This window comes from Catellatospora sp. NPDC049609, from assembly GCF_040675365.1.
In the GTDB taxonomy this organism is placed as follows: Bacteria; Actinomycetota; Actinomycetes; order Mycobacteriales; family Micromonosporaceae; genus Catellatospora.
This window is the reverse complement of the sequence record NZ_JBFAOU010000005.1, coordinates 34908-57906: the sequence shown is the minus strand read 5'-3', so window position 1 is coordinate 57906 and position 22999 is coordinate 34908. Positions and strand designations below refer to the sequence as shown.

The following is a 22999-nucleotide window of genomic DNA, read 5'->3' as shown; positions in this document are numbered from 1 at the left end:
CCTGTCCGCAGGAAGGGGAAGCCGTGACAGTCACCTCCACGGACCCGTCGTTCAGTGAGTGTGCCGTCGTCGTCACCGGAGCCGGCTCGGGCATCGGCCGCGCCACCGCGCTGGCGTTCGCCCGGCACGGAGCCCACGTCCTGGCCGTGGGGCGGCGGCTGGACGCGCTCGAAGAGACCGCGCGGCGGCACGGCGGCATCGTCCCGCTCGCCCTCGACGTACGCGCCCCGCACGCGCCCGACGCCGTCGCCGCCGCGGCGGAGCAGCACTGGGGCCGCCTCGACGTGCTGGTCAACAACGCGGGTGCGGCGGCGCTGATCCCGCTGGCGCAGGTCACCGCCGGGCAGATCACCGAGCTGTTCGACCTCAACGTCACCGCGCCCAGCCTGCTGGCCCGCGCCTGCCTGCCGCTGCTGCGCGCCACCGGCGGCTCGATCGTCAACATCTCCAGCACGTACGGCCGCCGCCCGCTGCCGGGCGCCGCCCACTACGCCGCGTCGAAGGCCGCCGTCGAGCAGCTCACCCGCAGCTGGGCGCTGGAGCTGGCCGGCGAGGGCGTCCGCGTCAACGCCGTCGCACCCGGACCCACCGAAAGCGAGGCGCTGGTCTCGGCGGGCCTGTCGGGCGAGCAGCTCGCCCGGGTCAAGGAGCAGGAGGCGGCGAGCATCCCGCTGGGCCGCCGCGGGCATCCCGACGAGATCGCCACCTGGGTGCTGCGCCTGGCCGACCCCGGCGCCACCTGGCTCACCGGCCAGATCCTCGCCGTGGACGGCGGCCTGGAACTGGTCTGACGCCATCCGCCCGGCCCGGCCGGGCCCGCCATCCGCCCGGCCCGGTTGGGCCCGCCATCCGGCTGGCCGCGGCCGCGTCGCGTGCAGGGCCGGGTGTGCTCGCTGGAGTCCATCGGCGACTTCGCGCCGCACTTCCGCGCGCCGCGCGATGCCGTCGGTCGCCTGCGCCGGTGTCAGGCCCCGGCGCCGACGAGCTCGGCGAGCCGGCGTAGCCCGCTGCTGCCGGGGGAGCCCGGGGCGGCGGTGTAGACCTGGAGCGCCTGGGACCGGTCCGGGTCGATCAGCACCTGGCAGTGCAGTTCGAGCAGGCCGACCACCGGATGCTGGATGCGCTTGGGCGCGCAGTAGGTCGCCGCCACCGGATGGGCGTGCCACAGCTGGGCGAACTCGGGGCTGCCCGCCAGCAGCGCGTCCACGATCACGTGGGAGCGCGAGCCGGGACCGTCCTCGGTGTACACCCGGTGCAGGTCGGCGACGAGGAGCCGGCTGTGCGCGGGGTGGTCGGCGGCGGGATGGCGCCGCCGCACGTCGGGTGAGGTGAACCAGCGGTGGTGCAGGCTGCGGTCCAGGCCGGTGTACGCGGTCTCGTCGCCCAGCAGCGCGACCGCGAGCGGCGTCTGCCGCAGGGTCTCGCCGAGCCGGTTCACCACCTGGGCGGCGGCGTCGCCGAGTCCGTCGAAGACACGCATCATCCCGGCGTTGACCTCGTCGGCGGCGTCGGTCTCCCGGCGCGGCAGCGGATGACCGCCCAGGCGCAGCAGGTGGTCTTGCTCGTCCGGGGTCAGCCGCAGGCCGCGGGCGATCGCGTGGAGCAGCTGCGCGGACGGCTGCGGGCCGCGCTGCTGCTCGATCCGGCTGTAGTAGTCGGTCGACATGCCGCTCAGCGCGGCGACCTCCTCGCGGCGCAGGCCCGCGGTCCGCCGGCGCCGTGCGCCGCGGGGCAGGCCGACGTCCTCGGGTTGCCGCGCCTGGCGGCGGGTGCGCAGGAACGCGGCGAGCCGAGCGCGGTCCATGTCGCGCCTCCCTTCCGCCAGGCCATGGTCACCACCGGCATTCAGCCCAACCGCACCACGATCGGCCGTGTTCCCGCTGCCGCCGGGGTCACTCACCCCGGCCCTAACCAGGGATCGACTGTCCCTGGTCAGGGCCATCGGGCCGCTCGACACTCGAAGACATGATCGAACAGAACCACACCCCCGGCCACTGGATCGGGGGAGCGACCGTCCCCTCCACCTCGACCGCCACCATCCCCGTCGTCAACCCCGCGAACGGGCAGACCGTCGGCGAGGTGCCCGCCGGCACCGCGGCCGACGTCGACCAGGCGGTGGCCGCTGCGCGGGCGGCGCTGCCCGGCTGGTCGGCCATCGCACCGGCCGACCGCGCCGCCGTCGTGCGGCGGATCGCGGCCGGGCTGCAGGCCCGCGGCGAGGAGATCGCCGCGGTGATCACCGCCGAGATGGGCGCGCCGATCACCCTGTCGCGGACCGCGCAGATCGGCTTCCCGGTGGCGGTGGCACTGTCGTTCGCCGACCTGGCCGCCGGGTACGCCTGGCAGGAGCAGCTCGGCAACTCGCTGATCGTGCGCGAGCCGATCGGCGTCGTCGGGGCGATCACGCCGTGGAACTTCCCGCTGCAGCAGATCGTGTCGAAGCTCGCGCCCGCGCTGGTCGCGGGCAACACGATGGTGTTCAAACCGTCCGAGCAGGCGCCGCTGACCGCCCGCATCCTGGCCGAGGTCACCGCGGAGGCGGGTCTGCCCGCCGGCGTCTTCAACGTCGTCCACGGCACGGGCGAGGTCGTCGGCGAGGCGATCTCCGCCCACCCCGGCATCGACATGATCTCCTTCACCGGCTCCACCCGGGCCGGGCGGCGCATCGGGGCGGTCGCCGCCGAGACGGTCAAGCGGGTCGCGCTGGAGCTCGGCGGCAAGGGCGCCAACGTGGTCCTCGACGGCGCCGACCTGCCCAAGGCGGTGGAGAAGGGCCTGATGATGGTCTTCACCAACGGCGGCCAGGTCTGCGGCGCGTGGCCGCGGATGCTGGTGCCCGCGTCGCGCCACGACGAAGTCGTGGCACTGGCCGTGGCCGCCGCCGAGCAGTACACCGTGGGCGATCCGGCGGACGAGGCGACCCGGATCGGCCCGATGGCGTCGCAGGCGCACCGGGACCGGGTGGACGGCTACATCCGGCGCGGCATCGCCGACGGCGCGCAGCTCGTCTTCGGCGGGCCGGGCCACCCGAGCGGCCTGGAGGGTGGCGCGTACGTGCGGCCGACCATCTTCGCCGGGGTCGACCCGGACTCGGCCATCGCCCAGGAGGAGATCTTCGGCCCGGTGCTGACGATCATCCCGTACGCCGACGAGGACGAGGCGGTCGCCATCGCCAACAGCACGATGTATGGCCTGACCAGCGGGGTCTTCGGGGAGCCCGCGCGGGCCACGGCCGTCGCGCGGCGGCTGCGGGCCGGTCAGGTCGACGTCAACGGCGGCGCGTGGAACCCGCTGGCGCCGTTCGGCGGATACCGGCAGTCGGGCAACGGCCGCGAGTTCGGCCGGCTCGGCCTGGAGGAGTTCCTGGAGACCAAGTCGATCCAGCGCTGAGCGTGCCCGTCCGGCGCTGAGCCCGGTCCTCGTCCCGCCCGGCACGGGCCGTGGACCGGGATCGGGCTCAGGCCGGCGGGGTGCCGCCGCGGCGGTCAGTCCCGCAGTGCCAGCCAGGCCCCCACGCCGGACAGCGCCTGCGGCCCGAGGGTGCGGCCGGTGTCGCGGACGAGGTCGGCGATGGTCACCTGCCGCAGCGACTGCCGCCAGGCGTGGTCGGCGTCGTACATGACGCGGGCGATGCCGCAGGGCGCGGTGCAGGTCTCCGGCGGGGCCGCGAGGGGGCCGCGCTGGCGCACCTCGGTGCAGACGAACGCCCCGCCGGGCCCGTCGATCGCCTCGACGACGTCGAGCACGGTGATCTGGTCGGCGGGGCGGGTGAGCAGGTAGCCGCCGGCCTTGCCCTGCACGGAGCGGACCAGCCCGGCGCGGGACAGCTCCTGCAGCTGCTTGGCGAGGTAGCTGGGCGACACGTCGTGCAGCTCGGCCAGGCGGACGGCCGGCACCGGCTCGCTGGCGGCCGTCAGGGCGACGCAGCAGTGCAGCGCCCACTCCACGCCGCCCGACATCTTCATGCGCACCATCGTACGCATCCCGGATGCGTACTGTCCGAGTCCGAACCGTGGCGCCGAACGGCGACGGCGGCCTCCTGCCGATCACTAGCATGGGGGCTGTGCCGGCTGCGGAACCACCGTCGGCGGCCGCTCTCGAGGAGGCCGCCTCGGCGTTCGCGAGCCTGCGCCCGCGGCTGTTCGGCATCGCGTACCGCATGCTCGGCAGCGCGGCGGAGGCCGAGGACGTCGTGCAGGAGACGTGGCTGCGCTGGCAGGCCTACGACCGGGACACGGTGCGCGACCCGGCCGCATTCCTCGCCACCACGACGGCGCGGCTGGCGCTCAACGAGGCGACGTCGGCCCGTGCGCGCCGCGAGACGTACATCGGCCCGTGGCTGCCGGAACCCGTCGACACCAGCGCCGACCCGGCGCTGGGAGCCGAGCGGGGCGAGGCGCTCGAGTTCGCGATCATGGTGCTGCTGGAGCGGCTCTCCCCGACCGAACGCGCCGCGTACGTGCTCAGAGAGGCATTCGACTACCCGTACGGGCAGATAGCGGACATCGTGCAGGCGAAGGAGGACAACGTCCGCCAGATGGTGAGCCGGGCCCGCAAACGCGTCGCCGAGCAGCGGCGCGACTCCGTGCGCCCGGACGAGCAGCGCCGCCTGCTGACCGCGTTCCTGGCGGCGGCCCAGGCGGGCGACTTCGACGCGCTGGAGCAGGTGCTCGCGTCCGACGTGGTCAGCTACTCCGACGGCGGGGGAGCGGTGCGCGCCGCCAGGTTCCCCGTCCAGGGCCGCACGACGGTCGCGAAGTTCGTGGCGGCGTTCGCGCCGACCTTCTGGACCGGCGCCGAGCTCTCCTGGATCGAGGCCAACGGCCGGGCGTCCGTCCTGGCCAGCCGCGAGGGCGAGCCGTTCGTGCTGGTCACCGTCAGCGCCACCGGCCAGGGTATCGACCAGGTGATGTGGGTCATGAACCCCGCCAAGCTCGCCCGGATCGCCGCCGCGCAGCCCGCCTGAGCCCGGCCGGGCCGCCGACCGGCGAGCCGAGGAAGTTCGCCTGGATGTCACAGACCGCGGAGGCGGCCTGTCTTAGCTGGTATCGGGGCGGCGACGCCCGTCCCGCGGCACAGGAGGTCTGACATGAAGATCGTGGTGATCGGCGGCACCGGTCTGATCGGGTCGAAACTCGTCTCCAAGCTCGGCGAACACGGCCACGACGCGGTGGCCGCGGCGCCGAACACCGGTGTGAACACCCTCACCGGGGAGGGACTCGCCGACGCCCTGGCCGGCGCGGACGTGGTGGTCGACGTGTCGAACTCGCCCTCGTTCGAGGACGCCGCGGTGATGGAGTTCTTCGACACCTCCACCCGCAACCTGCTCGCGGCGGAGTCGGCGGCGGGCGTCGGCCACCACGTCGCGCTGTCGGTGGTGGGCACCGAGCGGCTGCAGCAGAGCGGCTACTTCCGGGCCAAGAGCGCGCAGGAGAAGCTGATCGAGAACTCGCCGGTGCCGTACTCGATCGTGCACGCGACGCAGTTCTTCGAGTTCGTCCGCAGCATGGCCGACGCGGCCACCGACGGCGATCACGTCCGGTTCGCGCCCGTGCTCTTCCAGCCCATGGCGAGCGACGAGGTGGCGCAGGCGGTCGCCCGGGTCGCGGTGGGCGCACCGCTGCACGCGACGGTCGAGGTCGCCGGACCCGAGCAGGTGCGGATGGACGAGTTCTTCCGCGACGCGCTGGCCGAGCGCGGCGATCCGCGCACCGTGGTCACCGACCCGCAGGCCAGGTACTTCGGCGCCGAGCTGGGCGAGCGGACGCTGCTGCCGGGCGACGGCGCGACCCTCGGCGAGATCCGCTACCGCGCCTGGCCGGGCCGCGATACGCCCGGCCGGTGACCGCCCGTGCCGGCCGCCGCAGACACCGACCCACCCGAGATGGAGCAACGAATGAGCACCCCGACCGGCGACAGCGCCTTCCTGCACCAGCTGGAGCACGACGTCAAGGCGGAGCTGAGGATCGCCGAGAACAGCAATCCCGAGCAGGCCGCCGAGAAACCCATGGAGGAGTGGCTGCTCGACCCGGCGTACGCCCAGAGCGAGGAGGTCGGCCTGCGCAGCCTGCTCGGCGCGGTCGAGGCGATCGAGGAGGTCCCCCGGCCCGGGCGTCCGGCGCGGGGCGAGGCGCGCGACGGCGCAGGGACGCCGGGCCATCCGCGCAACGTGCCGGGACCGGCCGCCGACGGGGCATACGCTCGGCAGGTGAGCAGCGCTCCGGCGTACACCCACGGCACCCGCCTGGCCGCTCGCGACCACTGTCTCAGCGCGGTCCGCGCGGTCGACCGCCCCACCGGGGCGGCCCGCTACGGGCGCATGTTCCCGGACCTGGCCCCGCTCGGGACCGATCCGCAGCTGCTGACCCGCGCCGGGCAGAGCGGCGGGGTCTGCGACGCGGCCGCGTTCCTGGACCTGGCCGCTCCCGGCGGCGACGACGCCACCGAGGCCGCGGGCTGGCCGTTCTTCGGTCAGCTGATCGCGCACGACATCACCGCCGACCGGTCGCCGATCGGCGGGGGAGTCGACCCCGAGGCGCTGCGCAACGCCCGCGCCCCGAAGCTCAACCTCGAAATGATCTACTCCGACGGCCCGATCGGCTCGCCGTACCTGTTCGACCTGCACGACCCGGCGAAGTTCCTGCTCAGCGAGGACGGCTTCGACGTGCCGCGCAACCGGCAGGGGGTTGCCCTGATCGGCGACCCGCGCAACGACTCGCACCTGTTCGCGCTGAGCCTGCACGTCGCGCTGCTGCACGCGCACAACCGCATCGTCGACCTGCTGCGCGCGGACGGGGTGCCCGAGGCCGACGTCTACGACAAGGCGCGGATCACCCTCACCTGGCACCACCAGTGGATCATCGTGCACGACTTCCTGCCCCGCCTGGTCGGACCGGACCTGGCCGGGCAGGTCCTCGCCGAGGGCGGCCGGTGGTTCGCGCCGCAGCCGGGGCAGGCGTACATCCCGCTCGAGTTCGCCGACGCGGCCTTCCGCTACGGCCACGGCCAGATCCGGCACACCTACCGGCTCGTCGACGGCGGCCCGGCGGTGCCGCTCTTCCCCGACCTGGTCGGCTTCGGACCGGTGCCGCCCGCGCGGCGGCTGGACCTGACGCAGGTCTTCGACGTGCCCGGCCGCCGGGCCGCGCAGCGCGCCAAGCGCATCGACGGCCGGCTCGCCGCGAGCCTCATCGGGCTGCCCGAGCAGGTGACCGGCGCCGTCGACACCGCCGCGTACCGCTCGCTGGCCGTACGCGACCTGCTGCGCGGCGGCACCACGGGACTGCCCGGCGGCGAGCAGGTCGCCCGGCTGCTCGGCGAGCAGCCGCTGGCCGCCGACGAGATCGAGCAGGACTGGCCGGCCGGCACCCCGCTGTGGTTCTACATCCTCAAGGAGGCCGAGCACCGCGGCGGCGGCGACCGGCTCGGCCCGGTCGGCGGCCGCATCGTCGCCGAGGTCCTGCTCGGGCTGCTGCGCGCCGACGCGGCCAGCTACCTGAGCCTGGAACCGGACTGGGCGCCGCGCCTGCCCGCCGCCGGGCCCGGCTTCGGCCTGGCCGACCTGCTCGCCCTCGGCATCTGCCGCCACCGGTAGCCATCCGGCGCACCGGCCACCACCGATCACCACGGAGGTATCACCATGTCCGCGACCGACGCGCAGAAACCCCGTTCGACCGCCTGGCAGACGGCGCTCACCGTGCTGCAGGAGGCGCAGCCGCCGCACATCCCGGCGGGCGCCCACGCGATGACGGTGCTCATCGAGTACCCGCCCGGCGACCCCGGCACGCCGCCGCACCGGCACACCGGCCCGGCGTTCGGGTACGTGCTGGAGGGCGAGATGCTGTTCGAGCTCGAGGGCGAGCCCGAGCGGGTGGTGCGCGCCGGGGAGGTGTTCTGGGAGCCGGGCGGTGACGTCATCCACTACCAGGACGGCAACAACCGCGACGACACGCGCCTGCGCTTCACCGTCACCATGCTGTGCGAACCGGACAAGCCGATGCTGGTCCTGGTCGACGACGAGGAACTGGCCCAACGCCAGGACAGGCGTGCGCCCCGGCCGTCCTGAGCGGCAGTAACCATCCCGGCCTCGGCCAGTTGATCGTTTGAAACCGCCGGCCGGACGGCGGCGGCAGCGACAGGAGAGCGTGGTCGATGGGCACCAGGGTGTTCCGGGGCTTCGTACCGTGGATCGTCTTCTGGGTGGTCAGCGGCCCCAGCACCTGGGAGTACGCCGTCGTCGGCGCGCTGGCCGCCGCGGTGATCCTGCTCATCCCGTCGCACGGGCAGGGCGGGATCAAGCTGCTGGAGATCGTCACGGTGGTGTTCTTCGCCGCGCTGACCGTCGCCGGGCTCGTGCTCGACCGGGAGCGGCTGATGTGGCTGGAGACCTACTCGCAGGCGATCGCCAGCGGCGTGCTGGCGGTGGTGGTGCTCGGCTCGCTGCTGTTCACGCCGTTCACCGAGCAGTACGCCCGCGAGCAGGTGCCGCAGCGGCTGTGGTCCACGCCGGCGTTCAAGCGGGTCAACCGGACGCTGACCCTGGTCTGGGGCCTGACGTTCCTGGCCTGCGCCCTGCTCGGGATGGTCGCGCAGCAGGACCGCGGCGGCTCGGCCTGGCTGACCTGGATCGTCCCGATCGTGCTGGTGGCGGGCGCCTTCAAGTTCACCGCCTGGTATCCCGACCACGTCAGGGCCCGCGAGCGCCCCGCCGGGGAAGCGGCCGCCTGACCCGTCAGCGCGCCGGGTCCAGCGTGCTGTCGTCGCGGGCGTCCATGTACATGTCGGACGCGATCCGCCAGCCGCCGGGCCGGCGTACGAACACCTTCAGCGAGAAGTTGCGCCGGACGGCCATGGTCGCGCCGTCGGCGGTCTGCTGCCCCGCCCGCTCCAGGTAGGACTTCACGACCGCGACGTCCGGGGTGAGAAAGCGGATGTCGGCCCGCGGCGGCCCGAGCGGCCTGCCCGCGGCGAAGTGCGGGTCGGCGAACAGCTCGGTCAGGTACGCCGCGATCTGCGCCCCGCCGGTGCGGGTCGTGCCGAACGCGTTGGTCCAGTCCGCGTCGGCGGTGTAGAGATCGGCGACGCCGTCGGCGGACAGGCCGGCGAAGGCCCGCGCCAGCCGGACCATCACCGCGCCGATCGCCTCCTCATCCTGCGGGCTTCCCCCGTCAGCAGCCATGTCCGCAGCGTATGCCCGATATGGCCGGTCAACCGGCCAAACGCGCCTGCGGCACCCGGCCGCCTGCCTACGATCAGCTCAGGCACTGGAGGGAGCACCGTGACCACGACACAGCGCCCGCCGCTGCGGCGGCGCGAGGACGCGGACTGGGCGATCATCGAGAACCAGCCGACCCGGACCGCGCATCGCGTGCTGCTGCTGCCCGGCCTGTTCTGCACCGCGGAGTTCTACACCGACATCCTCGCCGATCCGGCGTTGAGCCAGGCCGGTGTGCTGGCCATGGCCGCCGACCCGCCCGGGTTCGCCGGCCGGCCCGTGCCCGCCGGGTTCGACTACGCGATCGAGACCTACGCCGCGCTGGTCGAGGACTTCGCGGCACGGCAATCCGCCGACCTCGTCGTCGGTCATTCCTACTTCGCCAACGTCGGCATCGAGATGGCCGCCCGCGGCGCCTACCGGGGCCCGCTGCTGCTGCTGTCGCCGTCGCTGTCGCGGGCCGACGAGGAGCACGACCTCATCTCGCTCGACGAGGCCAGCCGCACCCCCGTGCTCGGCACGCTGGTCTGGCTGGGCATCAACCCGACCCTGAAGAAGGGCATGCGCGACCGGCTGCCCTCGGCCCGGTTCACCGAGCTGTTCGGGCAGATGAAGCTCAACCCGCACGCCGCCAACCGGCACCTGGTCACCGGCTTCTTCGACCACCTCGGGCGCTACGGCGAGCTGGCCACCCGGCTGGCCGGCACGGACTCGACGGTGTGGCTCGCCCGCGGCGACCGGGACGAGATCGGCTTCACCGAGCGCGAGCAGGCGATCCTCGAAGCGGCGCCGCACGTGACGCTCAGGACCATCCCGGGCGCCGCGCACTTCTCCATCACCGACACTCCGCACGAGGTCGTGAAGCTGATCATCGATCTCGTGTCCGGCCCCGCCGCCGGAGACGCGCCCCGCTGACCCCGCGCCGCGCCGCACACGCGCTGTGGTGCCCCGGCCACCTCGTGCTGTCGGACATCCGTCGCAGCGGGACCAGCCCGCCCAAGATAGTGGTCATAATCGATACGTGATCCCGGCCGCCGAAAGCGCGTTCGCACAAAGCTCCCCCTCGCCCGCCACGCTGGGGCGCACCCTCGCCGCGATCGGGCGGCGGCAACCGGTCGTCTTCGACGAGCTGATGAACGCCCCGCTGGTGCTGCGGCACCGCGACGTGGCGGCCGCGCTGCGCGACTCGACCACGTTCAGCACGGTGTTCTACGGCATGGGCCCGATGAGCGAGGCGATGATCGCGCTCGACGGGCCGCGGCACCACCACCTGCGCCGCGCGCACAACCGCTTCTTCAGCGCCGCCGCCAGCGCCAAGTACGCCCGGACCGTGGTGCCGATCGCCCAGCGCACCTTCGGCCCGCTCGCCAGCCGGGGCGAGGTCGAGCTCGTCGAGGAGTCGATCGCCCGCTACCCGATGGAGGTGTTCCTCGCGCTGCTCGGCATCCCCGACGAGCTGGGCGACCAGGGCCTGGCCTGGGTGCGCGCGATCATCACGTGGCTGGGCTCGCCGATGGACGAGACGGTGGCCGGGCCGGGCATGCAGGCGTTCGCCCAGCTGAGCGACTACACCTCCACGCTGGTGCGGCGGGAGCGGCAGCAGGCCGGCGACAACATGCTCGGTGAGATCATCAGGGCGTTCGAGGCGGAGGACGCGTACTCCCACGAAGCCGTGACCGTGGCGGTGGTCAGCCTGCTGCTGGGCGGGTTCGAGACCACGATCCAGATGATGTCGGCCACGATCTGCTCGCTGCTGCTCAACCCGGACGCGCTGGCGCGGGTGCGCGCCGACGGCCCCCTGGCCGAGGCCGCGATCGACGAGGCGTTCCGCTGGGCCAATCCGTCGGCCGGGCTCTACCGGCTGGCGACCCGCGACACCGAGATCGCGGGGACCCCCATCGCCGCCGGCAGCATGGTGTACCTGTGCATCGCCGCCGCGCACTTCGACGAGCAGGTGTACCCCGATGCGGAGACGTTCCGGCTGGACCGGCGCGGCACCCATCTGGGCTTCGGGCTCGGCCCGCACTACTGCGTCGGCGCGCCGCTGGCCCGCATCGAGGTCACCGCGGCCCTCACCGCGCTGCTCGACGCCTGCCCCGGCCTGCGCCTGGACCCCGACACGCGGCTCAGCTTCCGCTACGGCGCCCGCGGCTTCGTCCAGCACGGCACGGAGGCCCTCCCCGTCCTGACGTGACCAGCGACGGTTGCCGTCGCGCGGTGTCGGGTAGGGGCCCGGTATGAGCACCACCGCTGACGCCTGGCATCCCGGCACCCTTCTCGACGCGCGCTACGTGCTGACCAGCCCTGCCGGCAGCGGTGGATCCGCCACCGTGTGGCACGCCCGCGACGAGCGGCTCGGCCGGATGGTCGCGGTGAAGATGCTCAACTCCCGGTCGCTGGCCGACGAGCTGGCCGTGCGGCGCCTGCAGGTCGAGGCGCAGGCGCTGGCCCGGCTGCGGCACCGCCACATCGCCGAGGTCTACGACTACGGCGTCGTCCGCGAGCACGGGCGGACGGCGGCGGCATACCTGGTGATGGAGCTGATCGACGGCGTGTCGATCAGGCAGGCCCTGGTCGAGCAGCCGCGGCTGCCCTGGCCACAGGCGGTCACCATCGCGGCCCAGACGGCCGACGGGCTCGCCGCCGCGCACGCCCGCGGGGTGGTCCACCGCGACATCACCGCGAGCAACGTGCTGCTCACCGCCGAGGGTGCGAAGATCATCGACTTCGGGATCTGCGCGCCCGCGGGCAGCGACGAGCGCGACGCCGACGGCTACCTGATCGGCACCCCGGCCTACCTGGCCCCCGAACGCGTCGACGGGCAGCCGGTGCAGCCGGCCGCGGACGTGTACTCGGTCGGCGTGCTGCTCTACCGCATGCTCGCCGGATCCCTGCCCTGGCCGGCGGACACCCCGGTCGGGCTGCTCACCGCGCCTCGGCTGCGCCCGCCGCAGCCGCTGCCGCCCATCGAGGGCCTGCCGGACGCCGTCGCCGAGGCGGTCACCGCCTGCCTCGACCGCGACCCCGCCGCCCGGCCCACCGCCGCGCAGCTCGCCGCGACCCTGGCCGCCGAGGGAGGCGACCTCGTGTCGTGGCCGGTGCTGCCCGCCGCCGACGCGGGTGCGGCGGAGACGCTGACCCACATGCTGCCGTGGCAGCCGGCGGAGACCGCCCCCCGCACCCGCCGCCGCCCGGCGGTCGTCGCCGCGGCGCTGGGCGTCGGCGCCCTGGTCGCCGCCGGGGCACTCTGGGCCGCGACGGGCACGGACCGGGGCGCCGATCCCGCCGTCGCCGGGCCGGCGACGCCCGGCCCGCCGGTGTGCGAGGCGGCCTTCCAGCTCAGAAGCGACGCCGGCGGCCGGTTCACCGCCGAGGTCACCGTCACGAACACCGCCGAGGTCGCTCGCGAGCCGGGGCGGATCTCGTTCGACCTGCCCGGCGGGCAGCGGATCGACGAGGGGACCCCCTGGCGCCAGACCGGCCGCACCGTCACCGCCGCCGAAGCGGCGGCGCTGCGGCCCGGCGCCGCGACGACGCTGCCGGTGGCGGGCAGCTACCAGCGCACCAACCCGCTGCCCACCGCGTTCCGGCTCGACGGTCAGCCCTGCGCCGTCACGCTGCTCGGCATCTCGGGCGCGCCGATCAGCCCACCGGCGAGCGGCGACCCCACCCAGCCGGTCACGACACCGGGTGCGAGCGGACAGGCACCGGAACCGCAGCAGAGCCCCGAGCCCAGCCCCGCGGGCGCGTCACCGAGCCCCGACGAGCCGTCCCCGCCACCGGCGAGCCCGCCGCCGGCGTCGCCGACGGCGCAGGCCGGCAGTGGGGGCAGCCCGGCCCCGGGCACGGAGGGTGACGACGACGCCGCGACGATCACCGGCCGGGGCGTTTGCCCGCAGGCACGGGGGGAATCCTGCTGACGGGCTGTCCCGGTGAGGTGACGGAGGAAGTGACATGTACCAGTTCGAAGCCGACATCGTGCCGCTCGGCGGCATGCCGGATCCGGCGGCGGACGCCGGTGCGCTGCCGGGTGCCGAGCCGCGGTGCGACGGCTGCGGGCAGCCGGTGCCGTGCCCGGCGGTCGCCCACGCCGTCCAGCGGGAGCTGGCCGCGGACTTCGCGCGGGGATACTCCGGGCTCTGAGCGGGAGGTGCTCCGGCCTCTGAGCGGTTCGCTCCGACGGCAGTCGTCGTCGTGCCGGCGGTGCCGGGGGCCGGTCGGCCTCTGGCGACGCGGGCCTGCCTGGTGCCGGAGATCGTGGATCATCGCCGGGCCTGGCTTGTTAAGGTCGAAAGGCATATAACGGACGCATCCTGCCGGTCACCGACGCTGCCGCCCCAGGCGGGGCGGAGGAACGGAGACATGCCATGACGAGCAACAGGACGGCGGACACCGAGACCCGCGTGGCCGTCGTCACCGGTGGTTCGCGCGGCATCGGCCGCGAATCGGCGCGGCGGCTGGCGGACGACGGATTCGCCGTCGTCATCAGTTCCCGCCACCAGGCCGAGGCCGACACGGCCGCCAAGGAGATCTCCGCGGCCGGTGGGACGGCGCTCGGCATGCGCGCCGACGTCTCCGCGGAGGACGAGGTCGTGGCGCTGTTCGACACGACCGAGTCGGCGTACGGCCGGGTCGACGTGGTCGTGCACGCCGCCGCCTATGCCGGGCTCGGGCGCACGTCCACGGTCGCCGAGCTCGACATGGCGGTCCTCGACGAGCTGTACCGCACGAACATCCGGGGCACGTTCATGGTGGCGCAGCAGGCCGCCCGCCGCGTACGCGACGGCGGCGCGATCATCACCTTCTCCACCTCCGTGGTGGCGCTGGCGTTCCCGGGTTACGGCGCCTACAGCGCGAGCAAGAGCGCGGTCGAGGCCCTGACGCTGATCCTGGCGCGGGAGATGCGCGGCCGGGACGTCACCGTCAACTCGCTGGCGCCGGGCCCCACCGCGACGGAGCTGTTCCTGGAGGGCAAGGACGAGGAGCACCTCGCCCGGCTGGCCGCCCAGGCGCCGCTGGAACGTCTCGGCAGGCCGGAGGACATCGCCGGGACCGTGGCGTTCCTCGCCGGCCCCGCCGGCCACTGGGTGAACGGCCAGGTCATCCGCGTCAACGGCGGCATCATCTGACGGTCGCGCTGCAGAGCGGCGCGGCGTCCCCGGACAGGCGTGGTCACCGTCACGCCGCAGGCCCCGGCGCCGGGGCCCACGGCGTGCCCGGCTCACGATGGGCCTGGTGGCGGTCGCGACTACGCGGGAGGCGACGGGACGGTGGGCGCGGCGTGAGGCATGAGCCGGGCGGGACCGGCCACGGCGAGCAGGACGCGCCGCCACGGGGTTCGGCAGGGGCTTCGGTCGGGCAGCGGTTGCGGGAGTTCCGGCGGTCGGTGGGGATGACCATCGAGCAGCTGGCCGAGGCGTCGGGGGTGAGCGGGCGCGCCATCAGCGACATGGAGCGGGGGCACAGCCGCGCGCCGCAGGAGCGGACGCTGGCGGCGCTGGTCGACGCGCTGCGGCTCGATGACGGGGACCGGGCCGGACTGACCGCCTGGGCGCGCGCGGAGCGGTCGTCGAGCCGGGTCGGGCGACCCCGGGTGGGTGAGCTGCCGCGCGGGGTGGGCGCTTTCGTGGGCCGGGTGCCGGAGTCGGCGTCGCTGCGCCGCCACGCGCTGGCGGCGGCGGCCGGTGGCCGGACACTGGTGGCGGTGGTGTACGGCCCGCCCGGGATCGGCAAGACGGCGTTCGCGGTCCGGGCGGCGGGACAGCTGCGCGAGTCGTTCACCGACGGGCAGGTCTACCTGGACCTGCGGGGAACGGATCCGGTGCCGATGGCGGTCGGTGAGGCCGCGGCGCGGTTGCTGCGGGCGCTGGACGTCAACCCCCGCAGCATCGCCGACGACGAGCAGGAGCGGGCCGGGCAGCTGCGGGCGGTGCTGCGGGAGCGGCGCTGCCTGCTGGTGCTGGACAACGCCGCAGACGAGGGCCAGGTGCGTCCGCTGCTGCCGGGTGCGGGGGCCGCGACGGTGGTGGTGACCAGCCGCCGCCTGCTGAGCGGGCTGGACGCCGTGCTGCGGATCGGATTGGCGCCGCTGGCGCCGGCGGAGTCGGCCGGCCTGTTGCGGGCGATCGCGGGGGAGGCGGCGGATCAGGCGGCGGGCGACGACGTCCACGCCGTGGCCCGGCTGTGCGGACACCTTCCCCTGGCGCTGCGGATCGCGGGCACGCGGTTGGCGAGCCGGCCGGGCTGGACGATGGGCCACCTGGCGCAGCGGCTGTCGGATGAGGACCGGCGGCTGGACCACCTCGTGGTGGGTGACCTGGGGGTGACGGCGGCGTTCGCGTTGTCGTATGCCCAGCTGTCCGACCCGGCGAAGGTGATGTTCCGCCGGCTCGCCCACGTGCCGGGGCCCGACTTCGCCGCTCCGCTCGCCGCGGTGCTGGCCCAGGTCGACCTCTGCGGTGCTGAGCAGCGGCTGGACGAGCTGGTCGAGCTGGGCCTCCTGCAACCCGCAGGGTTGGATCGCTACCGGTTCCACGACCTGATCCGGCTGTTCGCGACCGACCGGCTGCGCGACGAGGAGCCCGCACCGGCCAGGGCGGCGACCGAGCGCCGGATGGTGGACCGGCTGCTGGACACGGCGGTCGTGGCGGGGCGGTGGTTCGCGCCGGCGCCGGGCGACCGGCGAGGCCTCGTCCCCCTGGCGACGCCGGACGACCGGGGGCTGGTGCCCCTGACGACGCCGGAGGACGCGCAGCACTGGTTGCAGGCCGAGGCGGCCGGTTGGCTGGCCGCGTTGCGCTCGGCCGCCGACGCCGGCCGGCACCGGCGGGTCGTGGAGGTGGCCGAGGCGCTGCACTGGTACGCGGACCGGGACGTCCACGGCGGACCCTGGCCGGAGGTCTACCGCCTGTCCCGTGACGCCGCCGCCCGGCTGGCCGACCGCCGGCAGGAGATCGCCCACCTCAAGTACCACGCCTGGGCGGTCGGCGTGTGTGCCCGGCGCCACGACGAGAGCGCCGCCCTCGCGACCGCGGCGTACCGGCTCGCCGCGGCGCTCGGCGACCCGAAGGAGCAGGCCGACGCGCTGCACCACACGGCCCGTGCCTGGCGGTCCGGCGGCCAGCACGCGAAGGCCCTGGGCGCGTATCGCCGCGCCCTGGACCTGGCCGGCGCCGCCGGTGACCACGACGGGTACGTCCAGCTCCGGGTCGCGGTGGCGCAGACGTTCGTCGAGCTCGGCAGGTTCGGCGAGGCGCTGGAGGAGTTCCGGGCCGCGCTGCGCGAGGTCGACGCGCGACCGGTCGCGCCGGGGCCGGCGGAGGTGGCCCAGGTGACCGCCCGGGCTGCGCTGGCCTGGCTCCTGGTGGAGCTGGAGCGCTGGCCGGAGGCGCTCGACCAGGCGACGCGGGCCCTGCTCCCGGCGGCCGGCTACGGCGCCCGGTTCACCGGCCGGATTCATCTGACGCTGGGCCGGGCGCACGCCGGGCTCGGCGCGACCGACCGGGCCCGCGCTCACCTGACGCGAGCGATCGGCCTGCTGGCGGACGGCCCGCAGAGCGGCCCCGCCGAGACCGGGTCCGCCTCGACCCCTGAATCCCAGCCGCCGTGCCCGAGGCGCCTGTGTGAGGTGGAGAGCCCGGCCTGGGCGTGGCATCAGGGCGTCGCACTGTACGCACACGTCGGCGGCCACTGTGCGCACCACCGTGCCGGGGCGGTCCGGTTGGCGCGCTCCGCGCTGGCCGCCCTGGCCGGCTGAGCGTCCGCGGGTGAAGAACCCCGTTTCTGCGTTAATCCTGCCTGGTCCCACGGTGCCGGCGCTGGTTGCATAGCGGGTGCAGCCGGCCCGCTCCGGGGCAGGTGACGCCGCGATCGGTGCCAGCGGTCCAGGCCGAGTGGATCATCCGTGGCTGGCATACTGGGCACGAACGCGATGCTCTGTCGCGAGGAAAAGCGGATCATGATCAGCACACGTTGCCGAGCACTGACTCGTTACCCGGCCGGGGTCGGCCGATGAGCGCGATCGCCTTCCTCAACATCGGCATGCACGGTCACATCAACCCGACGCTGCCGGTCGCGGCCGAACTCGTCCGTCGGGGCCACCGCGTCACCTACCACACGACGCCCGACTACGCCGAGGAGATCGGTGCCACCGGAGCGCGCGTGTTCCGCTACTCCGGGCGCGAGATACCGCTTGCCGGCCCGCCGGGGGCGATCACGTTGCTGGAGCAGCTCGCGCGGACCGCGCTGCAGGTGCTGCCCGGTGTCCTCACCGACCTGCGCGGCACCCGGCCCGACCTGATCGTGCACGACTCGGCCTGCCTGTGGGGGCCGGTGGCCGCCCGGGAGCTCGGCGTGCCGGCCGCGTCGTCGTTCACCACGTTCGCGTTCAACCGGCACGTGCCCAGCCCCACCCGCGCCTCCTGGGCGCTGCTGGCCGCGGCGGCGGCCAGGCCCCGCAGCGCCGCGGGCTACCTGACGTCGCGCTGGGAACTGCGCCGCCGGTACGACACACACGCGGTGCCCCTGATCGACCTGGCGGACATCCGCCAGCCGCTCAACCTGGTCTACACCTCGCGGGCCTTCCATCCCGACGCCGACGGGTTCGACGAGTCCTACCGGTTCGTCGGCCCGAGCATCGGCGCCCGCCCGGCCGACTCGTCCTTCCCGGTCGACCGGCTGCGGGACCCGGTGCTCTACGTCTCCATGGGCACGGTGTTCCAGGCCCGCCCGCGGTTGCTGCGCAGCTTCGCCGACGCGCTCGCCCCGCTGGGCGGCACCGTGGTCGTCTCCACCGGGCACACCGATCCCGCCGCGCTCGGCCCGCTGCCGGACAACGTGATCGCGCTCGGCTCCGTGCCGCAGCTGGAGGTGCTGTCGCGCGCCGCGCTGTTCGTCACCCACGGCGGGGTCAACAGCGTCAACGAGGCGCTGCACGCCGGCGTACCGATGCTGGTGGTGCCGCAGGGCGCGGACCAGGCACTGGTGGCGCGCCGCCTCGCCGAGCTCGATGCCGGTGTCTCGCTCCGCACCGAGGACGTCGACGAGAGGGCCGTGCGCGTCCTCGCCCAGCGCGTGCTCGGCGAGCCCCGGTTCCGGACCGCCGTGCGCACCCTGCAGGCTGCCCAGCGCCAGGCGAGCGGCTACGCGCGCGCCGCCGACGAGCTCGAGCGGTACCTGCACCCGTCCGGCGCCACCCGGCCGGGCTCCGCCGAGCTGCCGTCGCAGGGCTGAGCGGTGACCCCCTTCGTCGCCGTCCTGCTGCTGCTGGCCGGTCTGTCCGAGGCCGCCGGACGCCTGCTGCCGGTGGTGGCGCGCCTGTCCGGCGTGTCGCGCCGGCGGGTGGTCTGGTTGATGGTGGCCGGCGCGTTCGTCGACGGCGCGGTGTTCGCGCTCTGGCCGCTGTGCGCGTGGACCCTCGCCGAGCTGGTGCTGCCCACCTCGCCGTCCGGAGCGGGCGTGCTGGCCTGGACACCGGGCCTGGCCGCCCCGCTGCTGCTCGCCGCGATCCTCGCGTTCCCGCTGCTCGGGCCGCTGCTGCACCTGCTGCTCATGATGGGGGTGGGCGCCGGCCTCGCCACCGCGCTCGTCCCGGTCGCCGGGATCGGCTGGTGGGAGGCCGCCGGCTGCGTGGCCGTCGCCGGAGTCGGCCTCGGCGTCGCCGTCGAGGGCGTCCGCCGCCTGGTCGTGCGGCTCAACAGGCCCGGCGTGCCGGAGCCGCTCGCATGATCGAGTTCGCGCTCCTGCTGCTGCTGGTCGGGATCGGACCGGTGCTGCTCGCCGAAGCGCTGCTCGCCCGGTACGAGGTGCTGGCCTATGCCGCAGGCTGGCGGGCTCCCGCCACCGAGCTCCCCGCGCGCATGCCCTACGCCCGGGGCGCGGACGCGGACCGCCCCCCGGCCGCCTACCTGGTCTACCTGGACGGCATCGGCAAGCGCCGCTTCCAGGACACCCGCGACGGCGGGCGGCTGGTGAAGTCCCTGATCGACAAGGCGCCGGAGCTCAGGGTCCTGGGGCAGGTGCAGCCGTACTCTCCGCTGGCCTATCCGCTCGCCAACCGGCCGGTGTGGATCTGGCTGCGCCGCCGGGCCGGGCTGGTGCTGTTCCTGCACAACGTGATGCAGATCTTCGTCGCCGCCGACCACCGGTACCGGCCCCTGTACAACCGCGCCGTCGGCTCGCAGATCGCCACGCAGCTCCGGCTCGCCGGCTACCGCCCCGGCAGCGGCATCCCCGTGGTGCTGCTCAGCTACAGCGGCGGTGCCCAGGTCGCCACCGGCGCGGTGGACGAGCTGTGGTCCGAGCTGCGCTCCCCGCTCTGGGTGATCACCCTCGGCGGGTTCTACAACGGCGCCAACGACATCAGCCGTGCGGAGCATCTCTACCGGCTGACCGCCGCCAGCGACTGGATCGAGCGCACCGGTATGTGGATCTTTCCGCAGCGGTGGCGGCTGTTCCGCCGCAGCGGCTGGAACCGGGCCGTCCGCGCCGGGAAGATCACGGTCATCTGGCTCGACCCGGCCACCCACGTCGGCCCACGCAGCTACATCAGCCCTCAGGCCAAGCTGCCCGACGGACGCAGCCACCTCGACCGGACCGCCGACACGGTGATCGCGCTGATCCGGGATCGCGTCAGCCCCGCCGAACCCGGGGGCCCGCCGGCCTGAGCAGGGCGCGACCTGCAGAAAGCGCCTGCGTGACGCCGGCGCCGGTCACGGCTCGCCCCCGATTGTGGAGATGTCGTGTCGACCGGTGTCGCGGCGCTGATACCTAGAAGTACTATGCATTGAACTGCAATGCATAGTGCTTCTAGGCTTGGAGGTGATCATGCGTACTCCCAGGAAGACGGGGGATGAGCTGAACCCGTTGGTGCTGGACGTCCTCGCCGCCGAGCGGGAGAGCCACGGGTACGCGATCGGCGAGCGGGTCGGCGAGCGGTCCGGCGACCGTCCGCAACGGGCGGAAGGGTTGCTCTACCCGCTGCTGCACCGGCTGGAGCGGCTGGGCTACGTCGAGTCGAGCTGGCGCACCACACCCGCCGGGCGGCCCCGCAGGTACTACCGCCGCACCGAGCAGGCCGGGCTGGGGCGGCGGGCGGCGTCGCGCGGTCCCGTGGTCGCCTTCGTCACCGCTGCCGTGCTGGTGGCGGGCGCCGGTGTCGCCGCCGCGGCGGACTGGCTGCCGATCTTCCGCGCCGAGCAGGTCGCCTCGGTGACCGCCGCCGACGCCGACCTGGTCAGGCTGCCCGACCTGTCCGCCTTCGGCGAGCTGGAGGTGACCGAGCAGGTCGACCTGCGACCGGTCGCCGACGCCGCCGCGGCCGCGCGGGAGACGGGCCTGTCCGTGCCCCGGGTCGGCCGGCTGCCGCGCGGTGTCACCGGCGAGCCGGCGTACCGCGTCACCGGCCGGGTGAGCGCGGAGTTCACCTTCTCGGCCGCGAAGACCGCGCAGAGCGCCGCGGCGGCCGGCCGGACCCTGCCGCCGCCTCCGCCGGGCCTCGACGGTGGCCGGTTCCGGCTGGTCGCCGGCCCCGGGCTGGTCGCGGTCTGGGCGAAGGGCCGCGGCGTGCCGACGATGGTGCTGGGCCGTGCGGTGGCGCCCACGGCGTACTCCACGGGGGTGCCCTTCGCGGCGGCGCGCGACTACCTGCTGTCGCTGCCCATGCTGCCCGAGCAGATCGCGGCGCAGCTGCGCGGCTTCTCCGGCGACGGGACGACGCTGCCGCTGCTGGTCCCCGGCGATCGCCTCACCACCGCCACCGCCGACGTCAACGGGCGTCCGGCCACCGTGCTCACCGCGCGCAACGGCGCGCTGGCGGGTGTGGTGTGGGTGGACGGTGGCGTGGTGACCGCACTGGCCGGCTCGCTGAGCCCCGACGAGGTGCTGTCGGTGGCCCGGGACCTGCGGTGGGAGCGGTGACCGCCGCCCGCACGGCGGCGCCCGGCAGCGCTGTGCCGCAGCCGGCCGAGCGGCCGCCCGACGGGACGTCCGCACCGGCGGTGTGGTGCTCGGGGCTGCGCAAGCGGTACCGGCGACGGGTCGCGGTCGACGACGTGTCCTTCACCGTCGGCCGCGGCGAGGTGCTGGGCCTGCTCGGGCCGAACGGCGCCGGCAAGACCACGGCCATCAAGATGCTGCTCGGCCTGGTCCGACCCGATGCCGGCGAGGTGCTGCTGCTCGGGCGGCCGGCCGCCGACCCGCGCGCCCGCGCCCGGGTCGGCTACCTGCCGGAGCTGTTCCGCTACCAGCCATGGCTCACCGCGGCCGAGGTGATGGCCCTGCACGTCCGGCTCGCCGGGGTGGGCGTGCCGGACGCGGAGCGGCGGGAGTGCCTGGCGTCGGTCGGCCTCGCCGACCGGGCCGGCGACCGGGTCGGCGGTTTCTCCAAGGGTATGCAGCAGCGCCTCGGCCTCGCCGTGGCCCTGCTGACCCGTCCGGAGCTGGTCGTGCTCGACGAACCGACCAGCGCACTCGATCCGCTCGGCCGCGCCGACGTCCGGGACCTGCTGCTGGCCCTCAAGGCCCGCCAGGTCGCCGTGCTGCTCAACTCGCACCTCATCGGCGAGGTCGAGCGGGTCTGCGACCGGGTCGTCATCCTGGACAAGGGCCGGGTCGCCGCGTCCGGCACGCTCGCCGAGCTGCTCGGACAGCACGAGCTGCGGCTGCGGCTAGGCGAGGTGAGCGCCCAGGCGCAGGCACGGCTCGCCGCGGCCGGTCCGGTCACCCGCAGCGGGGACGCGTTCACCGTCGAGCTGCCCGCCGATCAGGACCCGACCACCACGGTGCCGGACCTCGTGGCCGACCTCGTCGGCCTCGGGGTGCGCGTGCACGCGGTCGAGCCCGGCCGGATCAGCCTCGAGCAGCGGCTGCTGGACATCCTTCGCGCAGGTCCCGAGGAGCACCGATGACCGCCCAGACCGTCCTGACCGTCGCCGCCCTCACCCTGCGGGAGGTGGCGCGTCGCCGCGTGCTGCGCGCGCTGGCGGCGCTGACCGCCACGCTGCTGGGGCTCAGCGCGTGGGGCTTCTCCCGGATCGACGCCGAGTTCGGCGGGCTCACCACCGGGGAGGCCCTGATGGCCTCCACCATCGTGCTCAACCTGGTGATGTTCGGGCTGAGCCTGATCGCCGCGCTCGGCACGGCGTTCCTGGCCGGGCCCACGCTCGCCGGCGAGATCGAGTCGGGGATCGCGCTGGCCGTGCTGGCCCGCCCGGTCCGCCGCGCCGCGGTGCTGCTGGGCAAGTGGCTGGGCCTGGTGATCTTCGGCAGCGGCTTCGTGATGCTGGCCGGCCTCGCCCAGCTGATCATCGTGCGGCTCACCACCGGCTACTGGCCACCGCAGCCGGTGACCGGCCTGGCGCTGCTCGCCGCGCAGACGACCGCGCTGCTCACGCTCGGCTTGCTGCTGTCCACCGCCATCTCGCCGATGGCCTCGGGCATCATCGCGGTCGGCCTGTTCGGCGCCGCCTGGGTCGCCGGGGTGGTCGGCGGCGTCGGCAGCGCGCTCGGCAACGACAGCGTGGCCCGCATCGGCACCGTCTCCCGGATGATCCTGCCCACCGACGGCCTGTGGCGCGGGGCCATGCACGCGTTCCAGGATCCGGTCCTGCTCTCGCCTCAGCTCGTCGGTCACCCGCTGGTCAGCGAGGCGGCGCCCACCGCCGTCTACCTGGCCTGGGCCGCGCTGTGGGTCGCCATGGTGCTCGGTCTCGCCGCGATCGGCTTCCAGCGCCGCGACCTCTGAGCCGCGTACGCGGACAGAGCGGCCGCGGTGCGCCGGCCTGCTCC

At 74.6% G+C, this 22999-nt stretch carries 22 protein-coding genes; 19 read left to right on the top strand and 3 right to left on the bottom strand.

The window, feature by feature from the left end:
* Positions 1–23: 23 nt before the first annotated feature.
* Entirely contained in the window at positions 24–791 is a 768-nt protein-coding gene (locus AB0J67_RS02555) for an SDR family oxidoreductase (RefSeq protein ID WP_363475450.1), read from the top strand.
* A gap of 173 nt (positions 792–964) precedes the next feature.
* On the opposite strand, the gene AB0J67_RS02550 is transcribed toward AB0J67_RS02555, so the two are convergent.
* On the bottom strand, positions 965–1804 hold the full coding sequence (locus AB0J67_RS02550) for a helix-turn-helix transcriptional regulator (protein ID WP_363475448.1): 840 nt from the start codon (positions 1802–1804) through the stop codon (positions 965–967).
* Between the two features lie 161 nt (positions 1805–1965).
* On the opposite strand from AB0J67_RS02550, the gene AB0J67_RS02545 reads away from it, so the two are divergent.
* On the top strand, positions 1966–3390 hold the full coding sequence (locus tag AB0J67_RS02545; protein ID WP_363475446.1) for an aldehyde dehydrogenase family protein: 1425 nt from the start codon (positions 1966–1968) through the stop codon (positions 3388–3390).
* A 95-nt stretch (positions 3391–3485) separates the two neighbouring features.
* Here AB0J67_RS02545 and AB0J67_RS02540 read toward each other — a convergent pair whose 3' ends face one another.
* Positions 3486–3965 carry an Rrf2 family transcriptional regulator gene (locus tag AB0J67_RS02540; protein ID WP_363475444.1) on the bottom strand — a complete coding sequence of 160 codons (480 nt, stop codon included), beginning with the start codon at positions 3963–3965 and terminating at the stop codon, positions 3486–3488.
* 98 nt (positions 3966–4063) lie between these two features.
* Between AB0J67_RS02540 and AB0J67_RS02535 the strand changes: the two genes are divergently transcribed.
* The 5 genes from AB0J67_RS02535 to AB0J67_RS02515 all read left to right on the top strand — a co-directional run bounded on the left by AB0J67_RS02535 (position 4064) and on the right by AB0J67_RS02515 (position 8727).
* Positions 4064–4966, top strand: a complete 903-nt coding sequence (locus tag AB0J67_RS02535) for an RNA polymerase sigma-70 factor (protein ID WP_363475442.1) — start codon at positions 4064–4066, stop codon at positions 4964–4966.
* 123 nt (positions 4967–5089) lie between these two features.
* Entirely contained in the window at positions 5090–5845 is a 756-nt protein-coding gene (locus AB0J67_RS02530; RefSeq protein ID WP_363475440.1) for an SDR family oxidoreductase, read from the top strand.
* 51 nt (positions 5846–5896) lie between these two features.
* Positions 5897–7594 carry a peroxidase family protein gene (locus AB0J67_RS02525; protein WP_363475438.1) on the top strand — a complete coding sequence of 566 codons (1698 nt, stop codon included), beginning with the start codon at positions 5897–5899 and terminating at the stop codon, positions 7592–7594.
* Positions 7595–7639: 45 nt separating this feature from the next.
* The gene (locus tag AB0J67_RS02520) at positions 7640–8065 is read left to right on the top strand and encodes a cupin domain-containing protein (RefSeq protein ID WP_363475436.1); all 426 of its coding nucleotides are present in this window, start codon (positions 7640–7642) and stop codon (positions 8063–8065) included.
* An 86-nt stretch (positions 8066–8151) separates the two neighbouring features.
* Positions 8152–8727 carry a hypothetical protein gene (locus tag AB0J67_RS02515; protein WP_363475434.1) on the top strand — a complete coding sequence of 192 codons (576 nt, stop codon included), beginning with the start codon at positions 8152–8154 and terminating at the stop codon, positions 8725–8727.
* 4 nt (positions 8728–8731) lie between these two features.
* Here AB0J67_RS02515 and AB0J67_RS02510 read toward each other — a convergent pair whose 3' ends face one another.
* Positions 8732–9178 (bottom strand): SgcJ/EcaC family oxidoreductase, encoded by a 447-nt coding sequence (locus AB0J67_RS02510; protein ID WP_363475432.1) that lies wholly within the window; start codon positions 9176–9178, stop codon positions 8732–8734.
* Positions 9179–9277: 99 nt separating this feature from the next.
* Between AB0J67_RS02510 and AB0J67_RS02505 the strand changes: the two genes are divergently transcribed.
* The 12 genes from AB0J67_RS02505 (at position 9278) to AB0J67_RS02450 (ending at position 22955) form a co-directional block, all read left to right on the top strand.
* A complete protein-coding gene (locus AB0J67_RS02505; protein WP_363475430.1) occupies positions 9278–10129 on the top strand; it encodes an alpha/beta hydrolase in 852 nt (283 codons plus the stop codon).
* 106 nt (positions 10130–10235) lie between these two features.
* Positions 10236–11408 carry a cytochrome P450 gene (locus tag AB0J67_RS02500; protein ID WP_363475428.1) on the top strand — a complete coding sequence of 391 codons (1173 nt, stop codon included), beginning with the start codon at positions 10236–10238 and terminating at the stop codon, positions 11406–11408.
* 43 nt (positions 11409–11451) lie between these two features.
* Positions 11452–13134 (top strand): protein kinase, encoded by a 1683-nt coding sequence (locus tag AB0J67_RS02495; protein ID WP_363475426.1) that lies wholly within the window; start codon positions 11452–11454, stop codon positions 13132–13134.
* Between the two features lie 34 nt (positions 13135–13168).
* On the top strand, positions 13169–13357 hold the full coding sequence (locus AB0J67_RS02490; protein ID WP_363475424.1) for a hypothetical protein: 189 nt from the start codon (positions 13169–13171) through the stop codon (positions 13355–13357).
* Positions 13358–13581: 224 nt separating this feature from the next.
* Positions 13582–14343, top strand: coding sequence for an SDR family oxidoreductase (locus tag AB0J67_RS02485; RefSeq protein WP_363475422.1), 762 nt, complete (start codon positions 13582–13584; stop codon positions 14341–14343).
* Positions 14344–14579: 236 nt separating this feature from the next.
* On the top strand, positions 14580–16970 hold the full coding sequence (locus AB0J67_RS02480; protein ID WP_363475548.1) for a helix-turn-helix domain-containing protein: 2391 nt from the start codon (positions 14580–14582) through the stop codon (positions 16968–16970).
* Between the two features lie 254 nt (positions 16971–17224).
* A complete protein-coding gene (locus tag AB0J67_RS02475; protein WP_363475420.1) occupies positions 17225–18445 on the top strand; it encodes a macrolide family glycosyltransferase in 1221 nt (406 codons plus the stop codon).
* Between the two features lie 3 nt (positions 18446–18448).
* Positions 18449–18940, top strand: a complete 492-nt coding sequence (locus tag AB0J67_RS02470; protein ID WP_363475418.1) for a hypothetical protein — start codon at positions 18449–18451, stop codon at positions 18938–18940.
* A complete protein-coding gene (locus AB0J67_RS02465) occupies positions 18937–19878 on the top strand; it encodes a hypothetical protein (protein WP_363475417.1) in 942 nt (313 codons plus the stop codon). The genes AB0J67_RS02470 and AB0J67_RS02465 overlap by 4 nt, the downstream gene beginning before the upstream one ends.
* A gap of 160 nt (positions 19879–20038) precedes the next feature.
* On the top strand, positions 20039–21130 hold the full coding sequence (locus tag AB0J67_RS02460; RefSeq protein WP_363475415.1) for a PadR family transcriptional regulator: 1092 nt from the start codon (positions 20039–20041) through the stop codon (positions 21128–21130).
* The gene (locus AB0J67_RS02455; RefSeq protein WP_363475414.1) at positions 21127–22119 is read left to right on the top strand and encodes an ABC transporter ATP-binding protein; all 993 of its coding nucleotides are present in this window, start codon (positions 21127–21129) and stop codon (positions 22117–22119) included. Before AB0J67_RS02460 ends, AB0J67_RS02455 begins: the two co-directional genes overlap by 4 nt.
* The gene (locus AB0J67_RS02450) at positions 22116–22955 is read left to right on the top strand and encodes an ABC transporter permease (RefSeq protein ID WP_363475412.1); all 840 of its coding nucleotides are present in this window, start codon (positions 22116–22118) and stop codon (positions 22953–22955) included. Before AB0J67_RS02455 ends, AB0J67_RS02450 begins: the two co-directional genes overlap by 4 nt.
* The last annotated feature ends 44 nt before the right edge of the window (positions 22956–22999 follow it).